This window comes from Streptomyces vulcanius, from assembly GCF_042653945.1.
GTDB classification, from domain to species: domain Bacteria; phylum Actinomycetota; class Actinomycetes; order Streptomycetales; family Streptomycetaceae; genus Streptomyces; species Streptomyces mangrovi.
In genome coordinates this window covers 175471-198590 of sequence record NZ_JBHSFK010000004.1, presented here as the reverse complement: position 1 = coordinate 198590, position 23120 = coordinate 175471, and the positions used below count along the sequence as shown (strand labels likewise).

Genomic DNA, 23120 nt, shown 5'->3' with positions numbered 1-23120 from the left:
TGTCAGTCACCGCGTTATTTAAGTACTCTGAATTACATGGTTGATGCCGTTCTTCTCTCCGCGTGCCGCACCGCGATCGGAACCGCCCGCCGGGGAACCCTGCGCGACACCGGCGCCTTCGAACTCGCCACGGTCGTCGTCCGCGAGGCCGCGCGACGCAGTGGACTTCCCCCCGAGACGATCGACGACGTCGTCCTCGGCGAATCCCTGGCCGGCGGCGGGGACATCGCCCGGTACGCGGCCCTCGATGCAGGGCTGACGCACGTCCCCGGCCTGGCCCACAACCGGCACTGCGCCTCCGGCCTGGCGAGCGTGGCGACCGCCGCCGCGAGCGTACGGGCCGGAATGGACCGCGCGGTGATCGCGGGCGGGACCCACTCGTCGTCCACGGCACCGGTGGCCCGGCGGCGGATCCCGGGCACCGACGACTGGCAGGACCCCTGGATGTCGCCGACCCACGCCCCGACGCCCGAGGCCCCCAACGACGACATGGCGGTCCTCGTCGGCTGGAACACCGCCCGGCTGGCCGGACTCACCCGGGCGGAGATGGACGCCTGGGCGCTGCGCTCCCACGAACGGGCCGTACGGGCCATCGACGAGGGCCGGTTCGGCGAGGAGATCGTGCCCCTGAAGGTCACCGGCCGGGACGGAGCGGCCTCGGTCTTCGACACCGACGAGCATCCGCGGCGCGACACCACTGCGGAGAAGCTGGCGGCGCTGAAGGTGCTGCATCCCGAGATCGAGGGCTTCTCCATCACGGCCGGCAACGCCAGTGGCGTCAACGACGGCGCGGCGGCGGTCGTCGTCGCCGGTTCGGACCTGGCCGCCGCGCAGGGCCTCACCCCCCTCGCGACCGTACGGGCCTGGGCGAGCGTGGGCGTCGATCCCGTCGAGACCGGGCTCGCACCGATCGCCGCCATCCGCAAGGCGCTCGACCGCGCCGGGCTGGGCATCGACGACGTCGACCTGTTCGAGGTGAACGAGGCCTTCGCCGCGGTGGCGGTCGCCACCACCCGGGAACTGGACCTCGACCCGGCCCGGGTCAACCCGTTCGGCAGCGGATGCAGCCTCGGTCACCCGATCGCGACCACCGGCACCCGCATGGTCGTCACCCTGGCGCACGAACTGCGACGCCGGGGCGGTGGGACCGCGGTCGCGGCCATGTGCGCCGGCGGCGGCATGGGCTCGGCGCTCGTCCTCACGGTGTGAGCGGCCGTGATCGACGCGGGAGCCGAGGGACTGGAGTGCCGCTGGGCGGACGGCGTGCTGTGGGTGACCCTCGCCCGGCCGCGGGCGCGCAACGCGATGACGATCGCGATGCGACGGGGGCTGATCGAGGCGGTGCGGGCGGCCGACGCCGACGCGGGGACCCGGCTGGTCGTCCTCACCGGCGCCGACCCCGCGTTCTCGGCCGGAATCGACCTCAAGGAGGCCCTGGGCAACGGCACAGGCTCCCCGCGCGGAGCGCGCACGGACCCCGCGGAGGTGCTGCGGGCCTCCCGTACACCTGTCCTCGGGGTGATCAACGGCCCTTGCTACACAGGAGCGTTGGAGCTGGCGTTGTCGTGCTCGTTCCTCATCGCCTCCGACCGGGCCCGGTTCGCCGACACCCATGCCGCGATCGGACTGACGGCGGGCTGGGGGATGAGCGCCCTGCTGCCGAGAGCGGTCGGCACCCGTCTCGCGCGGCAGATGATGCTGACCGGCGAGCCGATCGACGCCCAACGGGCGCTCACGGCGGGCCTGGTGACCGAAGTCGTACCGCACGACTGCCTGCCCGACCGGACGCGCGAACTCGCGGACCTGATACGGGCCGCCCACCCCGGGGCCGTCGCGGAGACGCTCGGACTGCTCGCGGCCGGCGAGGACACCAGCCTCGCCCACGCCCTCACCCTGGAGGCCCAGGCGAAGCTGCGCCGACGCCACGACGTGGCCGACGTGACCCACCGCTTCACGGCACGCGCAGAGGCCCGCACAGACCGTCCGTGATGGGTCAGGCCGCGGTGGCCTCCCCGAGGTAGCGGCGCAGGAGTTCGGGTCCCGCCCGGTCGGCGTCGCCCGACCAGGCGATCCGGCCGCGCTGGAGGACGAGGCACCGGTCGGCGAAGTCGAGCGCCCGGCTCGCGAACTGCTCGATCATGATCACGGCGACGCCGGCGGCCCGGGCCCGCCGCAGGCTCTCGAACACCACGTCGACCATCCTCGGCGCGAGGCCGAGGGACAGCTCGTCGGCGATCACCAGCCGGGGATCCACCATCAGGGCCCGGGCGAGGGACAGCATCTGCTGCTCGCCGCCCGACAGCGTCCCCGCCGCCTGGCGCTGCCGTTCCCGCAGCACGGGAAAGATCTCGAAGGCCCGGTCGACGGCCGCGGCCCTCCCGCGCCGGTCGCAGGCGGTGGCCATCCGCAGGTTCTCCATGACCGTCAGGGTGGGAAACACCCCGCGGCCCTCGGGGAGGTGGACGAGCCCGGCCCGGCGGATCGTGTCCGGCGACTGCCCGGTGAGGTCCCGGCCGTCGAGCGCGAAGCTCCCGGCGACGGGCGGCACCAGCCCCGAGAGGGCTCTGGCCAGCGTGCTCTTGCCGGCGCCGTTCGGTCCGAGCACGGCGAGCGCACTGTTCGGCGCCAGGTCGAAGGTCACGTCCCGCAGGGCCTGAGCGGCTCCGTAGCGGACGGTCAGGGCGCGGACGGCGAGCAGCGGAGACGTCGTGACGGTCATCGGGAAGTCCTTTCCTCGCCGTGCCCCGCACCCAGGTACGCGGCGCGTACGGCGGGGTCCGCCCGGACCTCGGCCGGCGATCCCGCGCTGATCTTGACGCCGAAGTCGAGGACGTGGACGACATCGCTCATCCCCAGGACGAGCTCGACGTCGTGCTCGACCAGGAGCAGCGACACCCCGTGGTCGGCCACGACGCGGGAGAGCGTCGCCGCCAGTTCGTCCGTCTCGCGCGCGTCCAGCCCCGACGACGGCTCGTCCAGCAGCAGCACACCCGGGTCGAGGGCGAGCGCCCGGGCGATCTCCAGCAGCCGGCTCGTGCCCAGGGGCAGTCCGGAGACCGGCCGGTGCGCGTGCCCGGTCAGCCCCAGAGCGGCGAGGAGCGCGCCGGCCCGCCGGTCCTCGTCGACGGGCGCACGCCGGAAGCCGCCCCCGGTGACGAGATCGGTCCAGATCCGGTGGCGCGTGTGCCGCAGCCGGTAGGCCAGCACCACGTGCTCGCGGACGGTCAGCCCAGGGAACAGTTCCGGATGCTGGAAGGTACGCGCGAGACCGCGTCTGGCCCGCGCCTGCGCACTGGCTCCCGTGACGTCGTGACCGTCCATCAGCACCGCTCCCGAACCGGGCGCGAGCAGCCCGGAGAGTACGGCGAACAGCGTGCTCTTGCCCGCCCCGTTGGGGCCGACCAGCCCGACGACCGAGGCCGGCGGCACCGCCAGAGAGACCTCGCTCAGGGCGACGAGACCACCGAAGCGGACGGTGACGCCCCTGGCCTCGATGCGCGGGGGTGTCGTACCCGTGACGGCGCTCATACGAGACCTCCCTGAGTGACCGTCGGCTCCGTGACGGAGTCCCGCCGCCCCTGCCGCCACCGGCTCAGATCGCGCAGCTGCCGGGCGTGCATGGCGATGACACCTTCGGGGTTGCGGGCGAGCATGACCGCGCCGAACCCGAAGAGGATGACGGGGACCTCGGCCCATCGCGTCGGCAGATACGTCTGGAACACGCTGGGCAGCACCGCGAACGCCACACCGGCGACGAGCGCGCCGACGACCGGCCGCGCTCCCACGGTGACCAGCACCGCCAGCCACACCAGCCCGGCGAACGGGTTGAACGAGTCGGGCAGCGCCGACTGGTAGGCCAGCGCCAGGAAACCGCCGCCGACCGCGGCGACGAAGGTGGCGACGGCGGAGACGAGCACCTTGACCGGCACGATCCCGAGGCCCAGCGTGCGCGAGCCGGTCTCGCTCCACCGGACCGCCGTCACCGCGAGCCCGGCCGTCGAGCGCCGCAGGTTGACGACGAACAGGCCGAGCACGGCGAACACCGCAAGGGCGAGCCACGCGAAGGTCCGGTTGTCCAGGGCCCATTCGGGGCGGGGCATGAAGATGCCCTGGCCCGAATGGTAGAAGCGGTCCCGGGTGAAGACGAGGTTCTGCGCGAGGAGCCCGAAGGTCAGCGTCACCAGGGCGACGTACAGGTTGCCCAGACGGATCGTCAGCAGTCCGAGCACCACACCGATCGGGACGACGCACAGCGCGCCCACCGCGACCGCCGCCAGCGGGGGCCACCCGGAGTTCGTGGTGAGGTCGGCGGCGAGCAGGGCGCCGAACCCCGCGAAGGTGATCTGGCACAGCCAGATCATTCCGCCCTCGCCGGTGACGAGCGTGCCGGCCAGCAGCGCCGTGGCGAGGGCGATGCCCGTGGCCGTCAGCCCGGTCCAGAAGTCGTCGAGGACCAGCGGCAGACACGCGACGACGCCGAAGGTCGCCAGGGGAGCGAGGAACCCCGACCGGGTCGTGGCCGTCGGCGCGCCCGAGTGCTCCGTGCGGACGGCGCGGTCCAGCGCTCCGCCCACGGACGCGTCGCCGGCCCGTCCGCGCACCGCGTGGGCGAGCAGGAAGACGAGCATGAACAGGAACGGGACGCTGGGCACGATCTGCGCCGCCAGCGCGCTCTGCGGATCGAGGTACCGCTGGATCACGCTGGTGACGACGCCCATGGCGAGGGCGACCGCGACGGCGGTCGGCAGGCTGCGCAGCCGGGCCGCCACCACCGCCGCGAAGGCGGCCGCCATCAGGAAGGTCATACCGTCCACCGACAGTCCGGCGGTGGGCGCGACGAGCACTCCGGCCAGACCCGCCAGCAGCGCGCTGAACGCCCACACGCCGAGCGACAGGCGCGCGGGGCTGACACCCGACAGCGCGGTGAGGGCCTCGGAGTCGACCAGGGAGCGGATCCTCAGACCGGTGTCGGTGTACCGCAGCAGCACGGTGCCGACGATCAGGACGACGGCCAGTCCCGCGTAGGTGATGATCTGGTTCATGTCGACCACCGCCCCGAACGGCCGGAACACGGCGACCGGTTGGGGCGCCAGGCCCGGCGCGGTGACGTTCACCAGCTGCCCGAGCACGAGATCGGCCAGGGGCGGCAGCGCGACCGACAGACCGATCGTGGCGACGATCTTCACCAGCGGTGAGCGCAGCCGCAGATGCCGGAAGAGCACCGCGTACAGCAGCACGCCCAGCGCCGGGGCGAACAGTCCGATCGCTACGACCGCGGCCAGCGGCAGCGGCCATCCCTGCTCGACGTACAGGAAGTAGTAGAAGCGGGCGACGACGAACGCCATCGCTCCGAACGCGAAGTTGAAGACGCCCGACGACACAAGGGTGACGACCAGAGAGGCCGCGGCGATGGCGTAGACGGCCCCGAGAGCGAGGCCGGCGACAACGTAGGAGAGCAACGACGGCCTCCTGGAAGGTCGTGCTCGGGAAAGCAGTGGGTACGGATTAAAGTGCGCTGATAACGGCCACCGGTCAACCCTTGGGGCGTATTTCGGTGTTCTTGCCGATGACAAAGGATACTCAATATGCTCCACTGGGCGGCGGACGAAGGGAGCACAGATGCGCAGACTCGGTGCAGGTACAGCCTTGGCGTGTGCGGCGATGCTCGTTCTTGCCGCGTGCGGCAGCGGCGGCTCCACAGACGCGGGTGATACGAGCGGACCGGTCAAGGTCGGCGTCCTGACCTCGCTGAGCGGCGCGGCCGCCGCACACTACGCCGACACGGAGAGCGGGGTGAAGGCGCGGTTCGCGGCCTACAAGGCCGCGGGCGGGAAGTGTGCCTCGCGCGGCTTCGACGTGGTCATGGGCGACGACCAGTCCACGCCGCAGGGAGCGCTCACCGCGGCCCAGCGCCTGGTGCAGCAGGAGCACGTGTACGCCGTACTGCCGGTGAGCACGTACTTCTACGGCGCCGGACAGTACGCCGGCACACAGGGCGGGGGCACGCCGTTCCTCGGGGGCGCGTTCGACGGCGGCGAGCAGTGGTTCGAACCGAAGTACGACAACCTCTTCCCCGCGATGTCCGGCACCGACTACGACCGGGCCGCGACCACACTCGGCGCGTACTGGAAGAAACTCGGCGGGACCAAGGTCGCCGTGGTCGCCTACAACACACCCAGCGCCGCCAAGGCGGGCGAGGGAGCCGCGGTGTCGGCCGAACACGCCGGACTGGCCCGCGGCTACGTCAACGAGCGCGTCCCGTTCGGCACCAGCGACGTCGGCCCGATCGTCCTCGGCATCAAGAAGTCCGGGGCCGACGTGCTCTACGCCCCGGTGATCCCCGAGACCGGGTTCGCGCTCGCCACCGGTCTGCGCAGGGCCGGAGTCGAGATGAAGTCGATCCTCCTGGCCACCGGCTACGGGGCGGACCTGCTCAAGTCGCCGCCGACGGTCAAGGCGGCGCAGGGGGTGGGCTTCATGACGTCGTACTCACCGGTGGAGAAGGACACCGAGGCGACCCGCACCTGGTCGGCGGCGCTCAAGAAGTACGCCGAATCCGCTTCCGGTATCCCGTCGTTCGCCCAGGCGGTCGGCTGGATCAGCGCCGACCTGCTCCTGCACGGGCTGGAGAAGGCCGGCTGCACCGCGAGCCAGGAAAAGCTGAAGGACGCGCTGCGCGCCGACCGGAGCTGGACCGCCGGAGGGCTGTTCCCGCAGCCCGCCGACTTCGCGAACAAGGGGACCTACTCGGTCGGCGGCCCGGGCGACTGCACCTTCGTCTCCATCCTGCGGGGCGGGAAGTTCGTGCCCGACCCGCAGGGAGCGCCGGTCTGCGGCGAGCAGATACCCGGTGCGAAGGTGACCGTCAAGTAGCGTCCGGTGCTGGGCCGTTCAGCGGGCGGCCCAGCTGACGGTCTTGGTCTGCAGATACTCGTCGAGCCCGAACTCGCCCCACTCCCGGCCCAGTCCGCTCTGCTTGTACCCGCCGAACGCGGCCCGGGGGTTCACTCCGGCGCTGCCTCCGTTGAGGGTGACGCCGCCGGCCCGGACCCGGGAGGCGATCTCGTACGCGGCCACGGTGTCGGCGCTCCAGACGGCGGCGGCCAGACCGTACGGGCTGTCGTTGGCGATCCGGACCGCCTCCTCGTCGGTGCGGAACGGGATGACGACGCCGACCGGCCCGAAGAACTCCGTGCGCGCGACGGTCATCCCGTTGTCGACGCCGGCGAAGAGGGTGGGTTCCACGAAATAGCCCCGGTCGAGCCCGGCGGGGCGTCGGCCGCCGCACACGAGGCGCGCTCCCTCCTCCTCGCCGACGCGGATCAGCTTCTCGACCTTGTCCCGCTGGGCCTCACTGATCAGCGGGCCCATGGTGGTGGACGGATCCGCCGGGTCGCCGACCCTGACCTCGGCGAGGGCCGCGCCGAGCCGGGCGACCAGTTCGTCGTGGACCGACTCGTGCACCAGGGTGCGGGTCAGCAGGGAACAGCCCTGGCCGGCGTGGGTGGTGATGCCCGCGAGGGCGGAGCGTACGGCGCCGTCGAGGTCGGCGTCCGCGCGGACGATGTTCGCCGACTTGCCGCCGAGTTCCAGGACGACCTTCTTCAGGGAGGCCGCGGCCTGGGCGTAGACCGTCCGCCCGACCGTGTCCGACCCGGTGAAACTGACCAGGTCCACCAGGGGATGGGTGGTCAGCTCACGGCCGGCCTCGACGTCGCCGGTGACGATGTTCAGCACGCCCGGGGGCAGTCCGGCGGCGTCGGCGAAGTCGCCGATCAGCAGGGATTCCAGGGGCGTCGCGGGCGCCGGTTTCAGCACGGCGGTGCAGCCCGCCGCGAGGGCGGGGATCACCTTCATCATGCTGAGGAAGAACGGGAAGTTGTAGGCGGAGACCAGGGCGCACACGCCGAACGCCTCGCGGCGCAGTACCCCTTGGGAGATGCCGATGCCCGGCCCGATCGTGGGGTCCATCGGGCGCTCCCAGGCGAAGGCCGGGATCACCCGCTCGGCCATGTCCCGCAGATGCGCCACCGGAACCCGGGTCTGCAGGCTCTCGGCCAGCGGGCGGACCGAGCCGGCCTCGGCCATGTTGACCGCCACGAGTTCGGGCAGTCTGCGCTCCATCTCCTCTGCCATGCGCAGCAGGACGGCGGCGCGTTCCGCCGGCCTCATCCGTGGCCACGGGCCCTCGTCGAACGCCCGCCGGGCCGCCTCGACAGCCTGGCGCACGTCCGCCGGTGAGGAGCCCGGGACCTCCGCGACCGTCTCCTCCGTCGCGGGATTGCGGACGAGGATCGGGGTGTCCGACCGGCCGTCGGTCCGGCGTCCGTCGATGTAGAGCTGCGAAGAGAACGAGTACGCCGTCGTCATGTGCCGTCTCCTGTTCGCCTGCGGACGCGTCAATTTGAGTGTACTGAATTTTGGGCAGCCGGGAGGGTGTCGATCAGCGCGAGGCCGGCTCGGCCGTAGGCGGCCCGGCGCCGGTGGCTCACCATGAAACTCGGCGGCGCGAAGTAGCCGACGTCCCGGGGGAGCGAGCCGGCGCGGCGGGCCAGGGCGTCCTTCGCGTCGGCGGTCGTCCCGCACACGGCGATCTCGGTGACCATCTCGTCGGTGACGGCGGCGGCCATCGCGTCGGTGTCCCCGGCCCGGAACGCCTTGCGCAGCTGCGCCACGGGGCTCTCCCAGCCGTGGTGGGCCACGAACGGGTCGTACGTCTTCACGGTGAGGTAGAAGGCGATCATGCGCCGGGCGTCGGCGACGGCCCGTTCGGGCGCGGTGTCGTCGACCGCCGTGATGATCCAGCCGTGTTCGACAGCGCGCGCGTCGCCCTCGTCGCGCCCGGCCGCGCCGCGCTCGACGGAGGGCCGTACGACGTCGTTCCACCAGGACCGGGTGAACAGCCCGTGCCCGATGACACCGTCGGCGACCCGTCCCGCGGTGGCGGCCATACGGGTGTTGAACGCGGCGAGCAGCACGGGGATGTCGAGCCGGCCGAGCACGGGGGCGCGGACGTCGGCGTCGATCGAGTAGAACTCGCCGGAGTAGCCGACCTTCTCGCCGTTCTCCGCGTGCAGCCAGGCGCGGACGGCGCCGACGGTCTCGGCGATACGGTCCACGGGACGGTCGGCGGGTACGTCGAACCAGTCCCGGTTGATCCGGAACGCGGCGCTGCCCAGGCCGAGGAAGAGCCGCCCCGGCGCCCGGGCGTGCAGCTGGCGCATCGCGGTGGCGTGTGCGTAGGGGGTGCGGGCGAAGGCGTAGGCGATGGCGGGGCCCGCAAGGGCGCGTTCGGAGTTCGCGACGATCTCGGCGAGGGTGAGGTAGGCGTCGTGGTCGACGAACTCGCCGGCGCAGAAGGCCCCCGCGCCGGCCTCCTCGGCCTCACGTGCCACCTCGCGGCCCGGCCAGGGCATGCCGAAGCGCATCAAGAGCCTCCCTAAAAAAGTATACTTTTTTGGAGGGTAGGGGAGCGTCAGCGCAGTGTCCACTGCCCCCGGGGCACCGCGGCGCGGTCCACCTCCGCCTTCCCGATCGGGTTCCCGATCTGGGTGTAGGACAGCCCGGTGCGCAGCGCCTGCGTACGGGTCGAGTCGAGCGACTCCCAGATCGCCCGGACACTGCCCTGTATGGCGGCAGGCGGTTTGGCGGCGATGATACGGGCGAGCTCGTCGGCCCGGTCCCACAGCCGCTCGCGCGAGAGCACCTCGCTGACCAGGCCGATCTGTAGGGCGCGCGCGGCCGACACCCGCTCGTCCAGGCCGAGCAGCGCGATGCGCAGCGCCTCGCCCAGCGGGATGCGACGGGCCAGGCCGATCGGTTCCAGGGCCGCGGTGAGCCCATAGCTGACATGCGGGTCGAAGAACGTGGCGTCCTCGGAGCAGATCAGGATGTCGGCCTCGTTGAGCCAGTAGAACGCGCCGCCGGCGGCCATCCCGTGCACCGCGCAGACCAGGGGTTTCCACACCTGGTTGAGCTTCGGCGAGAGGTACTCCCCGGGATCGGTCTGCGACCAGACGTTGGGGTGGCGGTCGATGCCCTCCTTCACGTCCATGCCGGTGCAGAACGCCCGGTCGCCCGCGCCGCGCAGGACCACGACGTGGATGTCGTCCTCGGTCTTGACGGTGTGCCAGAGGGCGGAGAACTCCTCCAGCATCTCCTGGTTGAAGCCGTTCATGACCTCGGGACGGTTGAGGGTGACCGTGGCGACGTGGTCGGTCACCTCGAACAGGACGGTCTTGAGTTCCATCCGGCAGCTCCGCTCTCGACGTGATCTCGACGCGATCCAGGTAAGTAGTATACTTTTCTCTGGTTACTAGGTACCAGTCACCCGGTACCACGGGAGCCGCGGAGGACACTGCGATGAGGCCACGCGTGGGGCAGATGCTCGCCAGTACGGTCGACACGACGGCGGTGATCGTCGTGCGGTGCCCGGACGAGGAGCTGGAGATCACCTGCGGCGGAGCCGCCATGACCGAGGGCGGCGGACCGGGGCCCGACACCACCCGCACGCCCGACCCCGCACTGATGGGCGGCGCGCTGCTCGGCAAGCGGTACGCCGACGAGGAGCTCGGTCTCGAACTGCTCTGCACGAAGGCCGGGCCGGGCACGCTGGCGGTCAACGGCCTCGCGCTGCCGATGAAGAGCGCCAAGCCGCTCCCGGCCTCCGACTGAGGGGCCGGGCGGCCCATGAACATATCGATGCTGCTCGACATGGCCGCCGAGGGATTCGGCGACCGGGTCGTCATCGGGCCCGCGAGCGACGGGCCGACCGCCACGCGCTTGCGCGAACTGGCCGCCGGCGGCGCGCACGTGGTGCGCGCGGCCGACGCCGACGCGATCGTGTACCTGGCGGTGAACGGTCCGGCTCTCCCGGTCGCGCTGTTCGCCGCGGCACGCGCCGGAGTCCCCCTGGTGCCCGTCAACTACCGCCTCGGCGGGGCCCAACTCGACGCGCTGCTGGCGAACCACCCGCGCGCACTGGGCATCACGGACCCCGAGCACGGCGAGGTACTGCGTCGCGCCGGGCTGCCGGTGCGAAGCCCCGCCGAATGGCTCGCCGAGGCCGCGGAGCACGCCGGCGGCACCGGTGACGATCCGGCGCGGTCGGACACCCCGGCCGTCCTCATCTACACCAGCGGGACGACCTCCGCGCCCAAGGGCGTGGTCCTGCGCCACCACAACCTGGTGTCGTACGTGCTCGGCACGGTCGAGTTCGCCGGAGCCGGCCCCGACGAGGCGGCGCTGGTGAGCGTGCCGCCGTACCACATCGCCGCCGTGTCGAACGTGCTGACGAACCTGTACGCGGGGCGCCGGGCCCTGACCCTGGAGCAGTTCACGCCGGAGGCCTGGCTGGGTCTGGTGCGGGAGCAGCGGATCACCAACGCCATGGTCGTGCCGACGATGCTCGCCCGCATCATGGACACGGACGGTCTCGACCGCTCGGTGCCCTCGCTGCGCGCCCTCGCCTACGGCGGAGCCCGGATGCCGGTACGGGTCATCGAGACCGCGCTGCACGCCTGGCCGCACGTGGACTTCGTGAACGCCTACGGGCTCACCGAGACCTCGTCCACGATCACCGTCCTGGGCCCGCGGGAGCACCGGACGGCCCTCGCGAGCGACGATCCCGCGGTACGGGCCCGGCTCGGCTCGGCGGGCCTGCCGGTACCGGGTGTCGAACTGGAGGTCCGCGACGTGTCCGGCGCGGTCGTCGCCCCCGGCGAGCCGGGCCAGATCTGGGTGCGCGGCGAGCAGGTGTCGGGGGAGTACGCGGGACAGGGCTCCGCGGTCGACGAGCGGGGCTTCTTCCACACCCGCGACCAGGGACGGATCGACGCCGACGGCTACCTCCACATCGAGGGCAGGGCCGACGACACGATCATCCGGGGCGCGGAGAACATCGCGCCCGCCGAGATCGAGGACGTCCTGCTGGGTCACCCCGATGTGCTGGACGCCGTCGTCGTCGGCATCCCGGACGAGGAGTGGGGCCAGCGGATCGAAGCCGTGGTCGTTCTGCGCGACGGTGTGGAGATCGACCCCGGGGCGCTGCGCGCTCAGGTGCGCGGCACCCTGCGCGGCTCCAAGACCCCGGACCGCATCACCCGCTGGCCCGAACTGCCCCGCACCCCGACCGGCAAGCTCGTACGGCGCGACATCGTCGAGGCGTTGATGAGACCATGAGCATGATTGCCAACAGCACTGATCCGGCAGTGGAGTTGACGGAGCGCACGGCCGTCGCCCTGCGCGGCTGGGCTCCCGACGGCAGGGTGCGGTCGGTCGAGCCGCTCACCGGCGGTACGTCGAGCCTCACCTACGTGGCCGCACTGGAGGGTGTGCCCGCCGGGTACGAGCGCGTCGTCCTCAAGGTGGCCCCGCCCGGCCTGGAACCGGTCCGCAACCGGGACGTGCTGCGCCAGGCCCGCCTCATGCAGGTGCTGGACGGCGTACCCGGGGTACGGGTGCCGAAAGTGCTGTTCAGCGACCGGGGCACACCGCCGGCCCGCCAGCCCTTCGTGGCCATGGAACTCGTACCCGGGGACTGTGTGGAACCGGTGCTCGTGCCCCGGGGAACCGTTCCCGCGGGGCAGGTACGGGCCCGGGCCCTCGACGCGGCCCGGATGCTCGCCCATCTGCACCGGGCGGACCCCAAACGCACCCCCCTGGCCGTGGAGCCCGTCGTCCCGCCCGGCGCCGAGATCGACCGCTGGACCAGGGCGTTCACGACCGTTCCCGAGGATCTGCGCACCGGCTATGAGGCGGTCGAGGAACGGCTGCGCGCCACGGCGCCCGCCGCGATGATGCCGGTGTTCACCCACGGCGACTACCGGCTCGGCAACACACTGTGCGACGCGGACTCGGTCAACGCGGTCATCGACTGGGAGATCTGGTCGCTCGGCGATCCCCGCGTCGACATCACCTGGCTGACGTTCTTCACCGACGAGGCCCACCACCCGGCGTCCCTGTCCCCGGAGCCGACCGGGATGCCGGGCAAGGCCGAACTCATCGACGCCTACCAGGAGACGCGCGGCGAGCGGCTGCCGGACCTGCGCTGGTTCGAGGCGCTGACAAAGTACAAGGAGTCCGCCGCGACGGCCCTGCTGATCAAACGCGGCCGCAAGGCAGACCACCTGACCGACATGCACATCCGCATGCTGCCGGCCCTCCCGCTCCTCCTGTCCGAGGCCATGGACCTACTGGGGCGTCGCGCCCCCTAGGGGCGCGGGGAACTGCGCGACCAGCCCCCACCGGCCCGCAGTCAACGAACCGCACATCCGGCGGAGCCCTCAGTACAACCCGCCATCCACCCGAATCAACGACCCCGTCGTATAAGAGGACGCCTCGCTCGCGAGATACAGCGCCGTACTGATGATCTCCTCGGGCCGCCCGGGCCGACCCACCGCACTGCGCGTGCTCCGGCGTTTCTCCTCCGCCCAGGCCTTGGAGATATCAGTGAGGAACGGGCCCGCCGAGATAGTGTTGACCCGCACCGTCGGCCCGTACTCCAGGGCGAAGACGGTGGTCAGCGCGTTGAGCGCGGCCTTGGCCCCGGCATAGGGGCCGAACCGCGGCTGCGGGAACAGCGCGCCCGAGGACGAGACGTTGATGATCGAGCCGCCGTCGCCCTCGGCCATCCGGGGCCCGATCAGCGAGGCGAGCCGGAACGGGCCCTTGAAGTTGACCCCGATGACTTTGTCGAACAGTTCCTCGCTGGTCTCGGCCGACGACGGTGCCTGCGGCGACATCCCGGCGTTGTTGACGAGGACGTCGACCTTCCCGAACTCCTCGTACGCGGTGTCCGCGAGCCGGGCCAGGTCGTCCCAGTGGCCCACGTGCGCGGCGATGGGCAGGGCCCGCCGGCCCAGCTCGCGGACCTCCGCGGCGACGGTCTCGCACGCGTCGAGCTTGCGGCTGGCGATCACCACGTCGGCGCCCGCGGTCGCGAAGGCACGCACCATCTCCCGCCCCAGGCCCCGGCTGCCGCCGGTGACGAGCGCGACCTTGCCCGTCAGGTCGAACAGATCCGCCGGAGCGATGGACTTGTCGTCCCGCGTGCCTGTCATGCGTCCACCCGGCCCGAGAGGCCGTCGTCCTCGATGATGTGCGCGTACCGCTTGCGGGCGGCCTCCAGCTTCGGCGGGATGTGCTCGCTCGGGAACAGCCCCTCCGCCGGCCGGTAGTTCTTCAGCAGCTGCCTGGCGATCGTGGTGCGGTGCACCTCGGTCGGCCCGTCGGCGAGGGCGAGGTTCGGCGCGGCCATCCACCACTTCGCGAGCGGGAGTTCGCCCGTGGTGCCGAGCGAGCCGTGCAGGTGCAGGGCCCGCTGGATGACGTCGTGCAGCACCTTGGCCGTCTGCACCTTGCACATGGCGATCTGGGTGCGGGCGGCGCCGTGCGGCTGGGTGTCGATGATCCATGCGGTGTGCAGGACGAGCAGGCGGAACTGCTGCAACTCAACCCAGGAGTCCGCGATGAACTGCTGCACCGCCTGCTTCTCGGAGAGAAGAGTGCCCTGAGTCCGGCGGGACAGCGCGCGCTCGCACATCATGTCGAAGGCGCGCGTGCACTTGCCCACCGTCCGCATCGCGTGATGCACCCGGCCGCCGCCGAGGCGGGCCTGGGCGACCTTGAAGCCCTCACCCGGGCCGCCGAGCATCGCGTCGAGCGGGACGCGGACATGGTGGTAGCGGATGTAGGCGTGGATGCCCTCGTCCAGGTTCTCGCGTTCGTCCATGGTGCCGACGTTGCGCTTGATCTCGATGCCGGGTGTCTCGGCGGGCACGATGAACATCGACATCCGGGCGTGCGGCGGCGCGTCCGGATCGGTGACGGCCATGACGATGAGGAAGGCCGCGTACCGGGCGTTGGAGGAGAACCACTTCTCCCCGTCGATGACCCACCCCTCCCCGTCCCGCCGGGCCCGGCAGACGAACTCCTTGGGGTCGGCGCCCGCCTGCGGTTCGGTCATCGAGAACGTCGAGACGATGTCCCCGTCGAGCAGCGGCCGCAGATAGCGGGCCTTCTGCTCGTCGGTGCCGAACATGGCGAGGATCTCGGCGTTCCCGGTGTCCGGGGCGGCGGTGCCGAACACCGTCGGGGCCCAGTAGGAACGGCCGAGGATCTCGTTGAGCAGGGCGAGCCTCACCTGGCCGAAACCGGGCCCGTCCAGTTCGGGGCCGAGGTGGCAGGCCCACAGGCCCTGTTCCCGGACCTGGTCCTGGAGGGGCCTCAGGATCGCGCGGGCCTTCTCGTTGCGGGTGTCGTACGGGTCGCCGCCGTGCGGGAAGAGGAGGTCGAGCGGCTCGACCTCCTCGCGGACGAAAGCGGCCGCCCAGTCCAGTTTCGCCTGGAACTCGGGGGCGATCGTGAAATCCACCATGCCGAAAACAGTATACTTTTTAGGTCGCCTGGTCCATACTCGAGGGCAGTCTTGGTGCATTGGGTGTGCGCAATAGCGATGAGCCGCGGAGGAGTTGGTCCGATGCAGAGGCCGATGGAGGGCGTGCGGGTGCTCGAAGTCGCGCAGTTCACCTTCGTCCCGGCGGCGGGCGCCGTGCTCGCGGACTGGGGCGCCGACGTGATCAAGATCGAGCACGCCGAACGCGGCGACGCCCAGCGCGGGCTGGTCCGGGTGCTGGGGTACGAGGCCGCCAGCAAGGGGTCCTCGTTCTTCCCGATCATGGAGGGGCCCAACCGGGGGAAACGCAGTGTAGGACTCGCCCTGGAGAAGCCGTCCGCGCGCCGCGTGCTGGAGGAACTGATCCGCACCAGCGACGTGTTCCTCACCAACTTCCTGCCCGACGCCCGGGCGAAGCTCCGGATCGACGTCGAGGACGTCCGGGCGATCAACCCGGACATCATCTACGTCCGCGGCAGCGGCTTCGGCACGCGAGGCGAGGAAGCGGGCAAGGGCGGCTACGACAGCACGGCCTTCTGGGCGCGCGGCGGCAGCGCCTCCGGTGTCACACCGCCGGGCGCGGACCGGATGATCCGGATGCCGGCCGGCGCCTACGGCGACTCCATGGGCGGCATGACCATCGCCGGAGGGATAGCCGCCGCTCTCTACTCACGTGCCACGACCGGTGAACCGTCCGTCGTGGACGTGTCGTTGGTCGGAGTCGGCGCCTGGGCGACGCAGTTCACGGTCAACCTCGCGCTGATGACCGGCGGGCCGCTTCCCGTGAACACCCCGCCCCGGCACGGCTCGGCCACCAACCCGCTCATCGGGGCCTACCGCACCTCCGACGGCCGCTGGATCGAGCTGTCGATGCTGCAACCCGGCCGGTACTGGGCGGAGTTCTGCAAACTGGCCGGCCGCGCGGAACTGGGCGACGACGAACGCTTCGACAGCACCGAGAAGCTGATGGCGAACGCGGCCGAGGCCGCCGGGATCGTCGCCGGCCTGATCGCGTCCCGCCCCTACACGGAGTGGGTCGAGATCCTCTCCCGGGGCGAGGGCCCGTGGGCGTCGGTGCAGAACGCGTGGGAGGTCGGCCAGGACCCCGCCCTGCGCGCCAACGGCCTCATCGCCCCCGTCGTGGACGCCGACGGCGTCGACCGTGAACTGGTCGCCAACCCGGTGCAGTTCGACGAGACCCCGGTCGAGCTGACCCGGGCACCCCAGTTCGCGGAGCACACCGACGAGGTCCTGCGCTCCCTCGGCATCGGCGAGGACGAGCTCATCGCCCTCAAGATCGACGGCGCGGCCACATGAAGGACGTACCCGGAAGTACGGCGAGAGGAGCCGTGATGAGCACGACGCTCGAACCCGACGGAACCCGCGACGGCGTGTCCGCCTACCGCTTCGACAACCGGCTCGGCGGCCCCGTCCTCAGCCACCAGGAGCGCTGGGACGAACTCGCCGGCACCCACTCCGGGTTCCGCAGCACCGTCGCGCGCGGCTACTGGGTCGTCACGGACGGCCCGGAGGTGCAGAAGGCGCTCCAGGACTGGCGGACCTTCTCCAACAAGTCGGTGACCGCGCTCGAACCGGACCCGAAGTTCCTGTGGATCCCCGAGATGCTGGACCCGCCCGTGCACAACGTGTGGCGGCGCCTGCTGGGCCGCTACTTCTCCCCGAGCGCCGTCGCCGCCCGGGAACCGGAGATCCGCCAGGTCGCGGCGGAGATGATCGACGCGCTGAGGGGCCGTGACGGCGCCGACGTGCTCGACGAGTTCGCGCGCCGCTTCCCGACCCTGATCTTCATGCGCCTGATGGGCCTGCCGGAGGAGGACCTGCCCACCTTCCTCGACTGGACCCACGAGCTGCTGCACCTCTCCCACGGCGAGGACCCGGACGGCGCCCGCCAGATGACCGCCATGCGGGAGGTGTCGGCCTACTTCGAAGAACAGATCGCCCAGCGCCGCGAGACCCCGCGCGACGACCTGCTCTCCCACGCCATGGCCTGGACGATCGACGGCGAGCCGATCAGCGACCGGGACATGCACGCGTTCTGCATCCTGATGTTCCAGGCCGGCTTCGACACCGTCCCGATCTCCATCGGCTGGGCGCTGTACCACTTCGCCGCGCACCCGGAGCAGCGGGCGGAGATCCTCGCCGACCCGTCGCTCATCCCCACCGGGGTGGAGGAGATCCTCCGCGTCTACTCGTTCGTCGTCCCGGCGCGCAAGGCGACGAAGGACGTCGAGATCGGCGGCTGCCCGGTCAGGGCGGGCGAGATGGTGATGCTCCCGCTGGCGGTCACCAACCGCGACCCCGGGCGGTACGACCACCCGCTCGAGGTGGACCTGCACCGCAAGGCCACCAACCACATCGCGTTCGGCTCGGGCCCGCACCGCTGCCTGGGCTCGCACCTCGCCCGTCTCGAACTCAACGTGGCCGTCGAGGAGTGGCACCGGCGCATCCCCGACTACCGGATCGCGCCCGGCCAGGAACTCTGGCAGCACGGCAACATGTACGGCATCAAGTCGCTCCGGCTGGAGTGGTGAGGGACACCATGAGCCATCCCCTCAGAGCGGCGGATCTCTACCACACCGGGATCGTGGTCCCGGACGTCGACGCCTGGAAGACCCGGATGGGCGACGTCGCCGGCTACCGGTGGACCGAGACCCTGTCCGCGGACCTGCCGGTGCGCCTCGCGGACGGCGAACGAGTCCTCACCCTCCGCTACGCGTACTCGCTGGACGCCCCGCACATCGAACTCGTGCAGGAGATCCCCGGCACTCCCTGGACGGCCGCCGAGCACATCGCGACCCACCACCTCGGCTACTTCTGCGACGACGTCCCCACGACGTCGAAGCGGCTGGAGGCGGCGGGCCTCGCCCTGGAGGCCTGCGCGATCGTCGACGGCACCCCGTCGGTCTTCGCCTACCACCTGGACCCCGCCGGGGTGCGGATCGAGATCGTGGACCGCGCCCGGATCCCCGACTTCCCGGCCTATCTGCGGTCGAAGACACCGCAGTGACAGCCGCCTTCACGCAGGAGCAGGAGGAACTCCGCTCGACGCTGCGCCGCTTCCTCGCGGACAAGGCGCCGAGCGAGGCGATCCGCCGCTCGATGGAGTCCGAGCAGGGCCACGATCCACGGCTCCGGCAACAGATGGCTGACCAACTCGGCCTGCACGGACTGGCGTTGCCGCAGGAGTACGGCGGTTTCGACGGCGGCCCGGTCGAGTTGGGGATCGTCCTGGAGGAACTGGGCCGGGTGCTGCTGCCCTCGCCCTACTTCGCCACCGTGGCCCTCGCCGGCCAGGCCCTCGCCGTCTCCGGCGACGACACGGCGAAGGCGCGCTGGCTGCCCGCGATCGCCGACGGCTCACTGACCGGCACCCTGGCCCTGGCCGAGGAGGACGGGTCATGGCGCGTCGAGGACACGGCAACCTCGGCCGTAGCCGGCGACGGAGGCTGGCGGGTGTCGGGCACGAAGATGTTCGTCATCGACGGCCACAGCGCCGACCTGCTCCTCGTCGTGGCCCGCGCGGACACCGGCCCCGGCCTGTTCGCCGTGGACGGCGACGCGCCCGGAGTGACCCGCACCCGCCTGGAGACGCTCGACCCGACCCGCCGGCTGGCGCGCGTCGACCTCGACGGCGCCGCGGCCCTGCGGGTCGGCCCGGAGGGCGACGCCGCGACGGCGTATCTGCGCACGGTGACCGACCTCGCGGTCGTGGCGCTGGCGGCCGAGCAGGTCGGCGGGGCGCGGGCCTGTCTGGACGCCGCGGTGGAGTACGCGAAGGTCCGGGTGCAGTTCGGCCGTCCCATCGGTTCGTTCCAGGCGATCAAGCACAAGTGCGCCGACATGCTGCTGAAGGTGGAGGCCGCCCGGTCGGCGGCGTACCACGCGATGTCGGTGGCGGCCCGGTCGCCGGACGAACTGCCGGTGTCCGCCGCACTCGCCGGCGCGTACTGCGCGGACGCCTTCACCCACGCGGCCAAGGAGAACATCCAGATCCACGGCGGCATCGGCTTCACGTGGGAGCACGACGCGCACCTCTACCTGAAGCGCGCGAAGTCGTCCGAGCAGCTCTTCGGCAGCCCGGCGACGCACCGGGGACGGCTGGCCGAACTGGTCGGAATCTCTGTGGCTACGGCGACGAAAGGCTGAACACGTGGGAATTCGCGACCGCCTGTCCCGGCTGCTGGCCGAAGCGGCAGCCGATGCAGAGGCGATCGAACACCACGGCGAGTGGTGGACCTGGGGACAGGTCCAGGAGACCGCGCGGGACGTCGTCGAGGCGCTCGACGCGGCGGCTCCGCACACCGGCGCCCGGGTCGGAGTCGTCCTGGAGAACCGGCCCGAGCACATCGCCGTGGTCGCCGCGGTGATCGCCTCCGGGCGCTGCCTGGTGATGCTGAGCCCGTTGCAGCCCGCCACGCGACTCGCCGCCGACATCGCCCGGTGCGAGCTGCCCGTCGTCGTCTCCGGTGCCGAGGCACTGGCCCGCGAAGGCGTCCTGGACGCGGTGACCGCCCACGGCGCGGCCCTGGAGCTGGCCACGGACGGCCGCCTGCGGCCCGCGGGCGGCACCGCACCCGCCGAGGCGCCGGCCAACCCCGGCGTCGCCGTGGAGATGCTCACCTCCGGCACCACCGGCCCTCCCAAACGCGTCCACCTGCGCATCGGCCAGCTCGACCAGGCGCTCGTCTCCGGCGGGCAGATCCCGAAGGACGGCAGGCTGCTGTCGCGGTCGGCCTCACTCGTTTCCGCACCACTCGTGCACATCGGCGGGCTGTGGCGGGCACTCGCCTGTCTCGCGACCGGACGGCGCATGCTCCTGATGCCCAGGTTCGCCGTCGAACCATGGGTGAGCGCGGTGGAACGGCACGGCCTGCGCGCCGCGAGCCTGGTGCCGGCGGCCATCCGAGCCGTACTCGACGCGGGGGTGCCGAAGGAGCGCCTGGCGAGCCTCCAGGTCGTCACCTCCGGTACGGCACCCTGCCCGGCCGAACTCGCCGACGCCTTCTTCCGCACGTACGGCATCCCCGTCCTGATGACCTACGGGGCCACCGAGTTCGCCGGAGCGGTGGCCGGCTGGACGCTGCCCCTGCACCAGCGGTGGTGGCAGGGCAAGGCGGGCAGCGCCGGGCGCGCCTTCGACGGCGTCGAACTGCGGGTGACCGGTGAGGACGGAACCGAGCTTCCCGTCGGCAGAACGGGCCGGCTGGAGGTCCGCACCGAGCAGAGCACCGGGGGCGGCCGGGTGTGGACGCGCACCAACGACCTCGCCCGGATCGACGCCGACCGGTTCGTCTGGATCGAGGGACGCGCGGACGACGCCATCGTCCGCGGCGGCTTCAAGGTGCAACCGGAGACGGTCCAGCGCGTGCTGGAGAGCCACCCGGCCGTACGGGAGGCGGCCGTGGCCGGGCTGCCGGACCCGAGGCTCGGCGAGGTGCCGGTCGCGGCGGTCGAGGCCGAGCCGGAACAACCCGCCCCGGACACCGCCGAACTCGTCGCCCACTGCCGCGCCCGGCTCACACCGTACGAGGTCCCGGCCCACATCGTCGTCCTCGACGCACTGCCCCGGACCCCCTCGGGCAAGGTCAGCCGCGTCGAACTGCTGGACCTCGTGCGGGCCCGGATCGCGCCGCAGGAGCGGGTCAAGGAGGACCAGCGATGACGGACACACAGGCCAGGACCGCCGGAACCTTCGGTGTGCTGACCGACGACGCGGTCGAGCGCTCCCGCCGCCGCCTGGGCATCCCCCAGCCCCAGCGCAACCCTCCGCACAACTACGAGGTGACCTGGGACGGCGTACGCCACTTCGCGTACGGCTACGGCGACGACAACCCCCTCTACTGCGACCCGGACCACGCCGCCGCGACCCGCTGGGGCTCGCTCGTCGCACCGCCCACCTTCCTGTACACGATGGGGGAGGACGCCGCCCCGACGCCGGACGCCGAGACCAGGGCGCTGCTCAAGGGCGACCCCTTCGCCGGCCTCGGTTCCTACCAGGCGGTGATGGAGTTCGAGTGGTGGCGTCCCCTCCGACTCGGCGACCGCTGCCGGGTGTTGCAGACCCAGGTGGGCGTCCACCTCAAGCCCAGCAGCTTCGGCGGGCGCACCGCACACGTCGTCCGCGACTACCTCTACGCCAACGGGCGCGGCGAGATGCACGCCCTGCGGCGGGGCACCTGGATCAACGCCGAGCGGCACACGTCGAAGAAGCGGGCCAAGGAACAACTCGTCCAGCAGCCCTACACCCCCGAGGAACTCGCCGCCGTCGACGCGGCGTACGCGGCCGAGACCCGGCGCGGCGCCGAACCCCGCCACTGGGAGGACGTCGAGATCGGCGAGGAGCTCCAGCCCCGGGTGAAGGGCCCGCTGACCACCACGGACGTGGTCGTCTGGCACCTGGGCTGGGGAATGCAGCTCACCCCGCCCGGCGCGTTCGGGATCGCCGCGAAGGTCCGGCGCAAGGCCCCCGGCCTCTACCCGCCGAACCCGCTGAACATCCCCGACACCGTGCAACGCCTGCACTGGGAGCGCGAGCGGGCGTGGGAACTCGGCCTGCCGAACCCCTACGACTACGGCGGGATGCGCGAGACCTGGCTGTGCCATCTGCTCACCGACTGGATCGGCGACGACGGCTGGCTGTGGAAACTCCGCTGCGAACACCGCAAGTTCAACTACCTCGGCGACACCACCTGGGTACGCGGCACGGTCGTCGACAAGCGGCGGACCGACGCCGGGGCCGAGGTGCACATCGAGGTGCGCTGCGAGAACCAGCGGGGCGAGATCACCACCCCCGGTACGGCCGTCGTCCTGCTGCCGACCCGCGACCGGGACGTAGAACTCCCGTCGCCGCCCGCCGACGACCTGGACGGCATGGTCGCCCATGAACTGGCCCGGTTCGCCGTGACCGGCAATTGAGTACACGAATTCTTGGAGGTCAGAGGTGTCGGACGAGGTGCTGGTGGAGAAGCGTGGCGCGGTCCAGGTCATCACGATCAACCGCCCGGCGGTGAAGAACGCCCTGAACGCCGCGGTCGCCGCCCAGGTGGCGGCCGCCGTGGACGAGCTGGACGAGTCGGACGAGCTGTGGGTGGGTGTCCTCACCGGCGCGGGCGGCACGTTCTCGGCGGGCATGGACCTCAAGGCCTGGCTGCGCGGGGAGACGCCCGCGATCGAGGGCCGGGGACTGTGCGGGATCAGCATGACGCCGCCGCGCAAGCCGCTGATCGGCGCGGTCGAGGGCTGGGCCCTGGCCGGCGGCTTCGAACTGCTGCTGGCCTGCGACCTGGTCGTGGCCGCCCGCACGGCACGGCTTGGCGTGCCCGAGGTGACCCGGTCGCTGGTCGCCCGCGCGGGTGCGGCCCTGCATCTGCCGCGCCGTATCCCGTACGCCATCGCCCTGGAGCTGCTGCTCACGGGGCAGCCGATCGACGCCGAGCGGGCCGCCGCGTACGGCCTGGTCAACCGGCTCACCGACGAGGGCGGCGCCCTCGACGGCGCGCTGGAGCTCGCCGGGACCATCGCGGCGAACGGCCCCCTGGCGGTCGCGGCGACCAAGGAGATCGCCCGCTCCACGGCCGACTGGACCCTGGAGGAGGCGTGGGGCAAGCAGTTCGACGTCGCCGAGCCGGTGTTCCGGTCGCAGGACGCCCGGGAGGGCGCCGCGGCGTTCGCCGAGAAGCGGGCGCCGGTCTGGAAGGGCCGCTGA

The 23120-nt window shown here is 71.8% G+C and carries 21 protein-coding genes; 13 read left to right on the top strand and 8 right to left on the bottom strand.

Translation table 11 applies throughout. The annotated features are described in order from the left end of the window. Nucleotides 1-36 precede the first annotated feature (36 nt). Entirely contained in the window at nt 37-1209 is a 1173-nt protein-coding gene (locus ACFPIH_RS07820; protein WP_381169561.1) for a thiolase family protein, read from the top strand. A gap of 6 nt (nt 1210-1215) precedes the next feature. Then, complete coding sequence (locus ACFPIH_RS07815; protein WP_381169559.1) at nt 1216-1989, top strand: enoyl-CoA hydratase-related protein; 774 nt, start codon at nt 1216-1218, stop codon at nt 1987-1989. A gap of 4 nt (nt 1990-1993) precedes the next feature. Here ACFPIH_RS07815 and ACFPIH_RS07810 read toward each other — a convergent pair whose 3' ends face one another. From ACFPIH_RS07810 to ACFPIH_RS07800, 3 genes are read right to left on the bottom strand one after another with little or no spacing between them, the layout of a single operon-like run. Then, the gene (locus ACFPIH_RS07810; RefSeq protein ID WP_381169557.1) at nt 1994-2719 is read right to left on the bottom strand and encodes an ABC transporter ATP-binding protein; all 726 of its coding nucleotides are present in this window, start codon (nt 2717-2719) and stop codon (nt 1994-1996) included. Beyond that, nucleotides 2716-3528 (bottom strand): ABC transporter ATP-binding protein, encoded by an 813-nt coding sequence (locus tag ACFPIH_RS07805; RefSeq protein WP_381169555.1) that lies wholly within the window; start codon nt 3526-3528, stop codon nt 2716-2718. Before ACFPIH_RS07805 ends, ACFPIH_RS07810 begins: the two co-directional genes overlap by 4 nt. Then, on the bottom strand, nt 3525-5459 hold the full coding sequence (locus ACFPIH_RS07800) for an ABC transporter permease (RefSeq protein WP_381169553.1): 1935 nt from the start codon (nt 5457-5459) through the stop codon (nt 3525-3527). Before ACFPIH_RS07800 ends, ACFPIH_RS07805 begins: the two co-directional genes overlap by 4 nt. Before the next feature lie 202 nt (nt 5460-5661). Between ACFPIH_RS07800 and ACFPIH_RS07795 the strand changes: the two genes are divergently transcribed. Then, nucleotides 5662-6873, top strand: coding sequence for an ABC transporter substrate-binding protein (locus ACFPIH_RS07795; RefSeq protein WP_381169551.1), 1212 nt, complete (start codon nt 5662-5664; stop codon nt 6871-6873). Nucleotides 6874-6891: 18 nt separating this feature from the next. Here the strand turns inward: ACFPIH_RS07795 and ACFPIH_RS07790 are convergent, their stop codons facing one another. From ACFPIH_RS07790 to ACFPIH_RS07780, 3 genes are read right to left on the bottom strand one after another with little or no spacing between them, the layout of a single operon-like run. After that, nucleotides 6892-8370: an aldehyde dehydrogenase family protein gene (locus ACFPIH_RS07790; RefSeq protein ID WP_381169549.1), complete on the bottom strand. Its 1479-nt coding sequence runs from the start codon at nt 8368-8370 to the stop codon at nt 6892-6894. A 29-nt stretch (nt 8371-8399) separates the two neighbouring features. Then, complete coding sequence (locus tag ACFPIH_RS07785) at nt 8400-9428, bottom strand: LLM class flavin-dependent oxidoreductase (RefSeq protein WP_381169547.1); 1029 nt, start codon at nt 9426-9428, stop codon at nt 8400-8402. 47 nt (nt 9429-9475) lie between these two features. Continuing rightward, nucleotides 9476-10249, bottom strand: a complete 774-nt coding sequence (locus ACFPIH_RS07780) for an enoyl-CoA hydratase/isomerase family protein (RefSeq protein ID WP_381169546.1) — start codon at nt 10247-10249, stop codon at nt 9476-9478. Nucleotides 10250-10362: 113 nt separating this feature from the next. Here ACFPIH_RS07780 and ACFPIH_RS07775 point away from each other — a divergent pair, with 113 nt between their 5' ends. From ACFPIH_RS07775 to ACFPIH_RS07765, 3 genes are read left to right on the top strand one after another with little or no spacing between them, the layout of a single operon-like run. Next, the gene (locus ACFPIH_RS07775) at nt 10363-10674 is read left to right on the top strand and encodes a hypothetical protein (RefSeq protein WP_381169544.1); all 312 of its coding nucleotides are present in this window, start codon (nt 10363-10365) and stop codon (nt 10672-10674) included. Nucleotides 10675-10689: 15 nt separating this feature from the next. After that, nucleotides 10690-12180, top strand: coding sequence for a class I adenylate-forming enzyme family protein (locus ACFPIH_RS07770; RefSeq protein ID WP_381169542.1), 1491 nt, complete (start codon nt 10690-10692; stop codon nt 12178-12180). 2 nt (nt 12181-12182) lie between these two features. Then, entirely contained in the window at nt 12183-13214 is a 1032-nt protein-coding gene (locus ACFPIH_RS07765) for a phosphotransferase family protein (RefSeq protein ID WP_381169540.1), read from the top strand. A 69-nt stretch (nt 13215-13283) separates the two neighbouring features. Here the strand turns inward: ACFPIH_RS07765 and ACFPIH_RS07760 are convergent, their stop codons facing one another. Together ACFPIH_RS07760 and ACFPIH_RS07755 are read right to left on the bottom strand one after the other, a co-directional pair. Beyond that, nucleotides 13284-14060, bottom strand: coding sequence for an SDR family NAD(P)-dependent oxidoreductase (locus ACFPIH_RS07760; RefSeq protein WP_381169538.1), 777 nt, complete (start codon nt 14058-14060; stop codon nt 13284-13286). Continuing rightward, a complete protein-coding gene (locus ACFPIH_RS07755; RefSeq protein ID WP_381169536.1) occupies nt 14057-15376 on the bottom strand; it encodes an acyl-CoA dehydrogenase family protein in 1320 nt (439 codons plus the stop codon). Before ACFPIH_RS07755 ends, ACFPIH_RS07760 begins: the two co-directional genes overlap by 4 nt. A gap of 102 nt (nt 15377-15478) precedes the next feature. Between ACFPIH_RS07755 and ACFPIH_RS07750 the strand changes: the two genes are divergently transcribed. The 7 genes from ACFPIH_RS07750 to ACFPIH_RS07720 are packed head-to-tail and all read left to right on the top strand — an operon-like array spanning nt 15479 to nt 23120. Continuing rightward, nucleotides 15479-16711, top strand: a complete 1233-nt coding sequence (locus ACFPIH_RS07750) for a CaiB/BaiF CoA transferase family protein (protein WP_381169534.1) — start codon at nt 15479-15481, stop codon at nt 16709-16711. Between the two features lie 35 nt (nt 16712-16746). After that, nucleotides 16747-17946: a cytochrome P450 gene (locus tag ACFPIH_RS07745; RefSeq protein WP_381169532.1), complete on the top strand. Its 1200-nt coding sequence runs from the start codon at nt 16747-16749 to the stop codon at nt 17944-17946. An 8-nt stretch (nt 17947-17954) separates the two neighbouring features. Then, nucleotides 17955-18422, top strand: coding sequence for a VOC family protein (locus tag ACFPIH_RS07740; protein ID WP_381169530.1), 468 nt, complete (start codon nt 17955-17957; stop codon nt 18420-18422). Next, nucleotides 18419-19561, top strand: a complete 1143-nt coding sequence (locus ACFPIH_RS07735; RefSeq protein WP_381169528.1) for an acyl-CoA dehydrogenase family protein — start codon at nt 18419-18421, stop codon at nt 19559-19561. The genes ACFPIH_RS07740 and ACFPIH_RS07735 overlap by 4 nt, the downstream gene beginning before the upstream one ends. 4 nt (nt 19562-19565) lie before the next feature. Continuing rightward, entirely contained in the window at nt 19566-21077 is a 1512-nt protein-coding gene (locus ACFPIH_RS07730; RefSeq protein WP_381169526.1) for a class I adenylate-forming enzyme family protein, read from the top strand. Further along, on the top strand, nt 21074-22330 hold the full coding sequence (locus tag ACFPIH_RS07725) for an FAS1-like dehydratase domain-containing protein (RefSeq protein WP_381169524.1): 1257 nt from the start codon (nt 21074-21076) through the stop codon (nt 22328-22330). The genes ACFPIH_RS07730 and ACFPIH_RS07725 overlap by 4 nt, the downstream gene beginning before the upstream one ends. A gap of 25 nt (nt 22331-22355) precedes the next feature. Beyond that, nucleotides 22356-23120, top strand: coding sequence for a crotonase/enoyl-CoA hydratase family protein (locus tag ACFPIH_RS07720; RefSeq protein WP_385876442.1), 765 nt, complete (start codon nt 22356-22358; stop codon nt 23118-23120).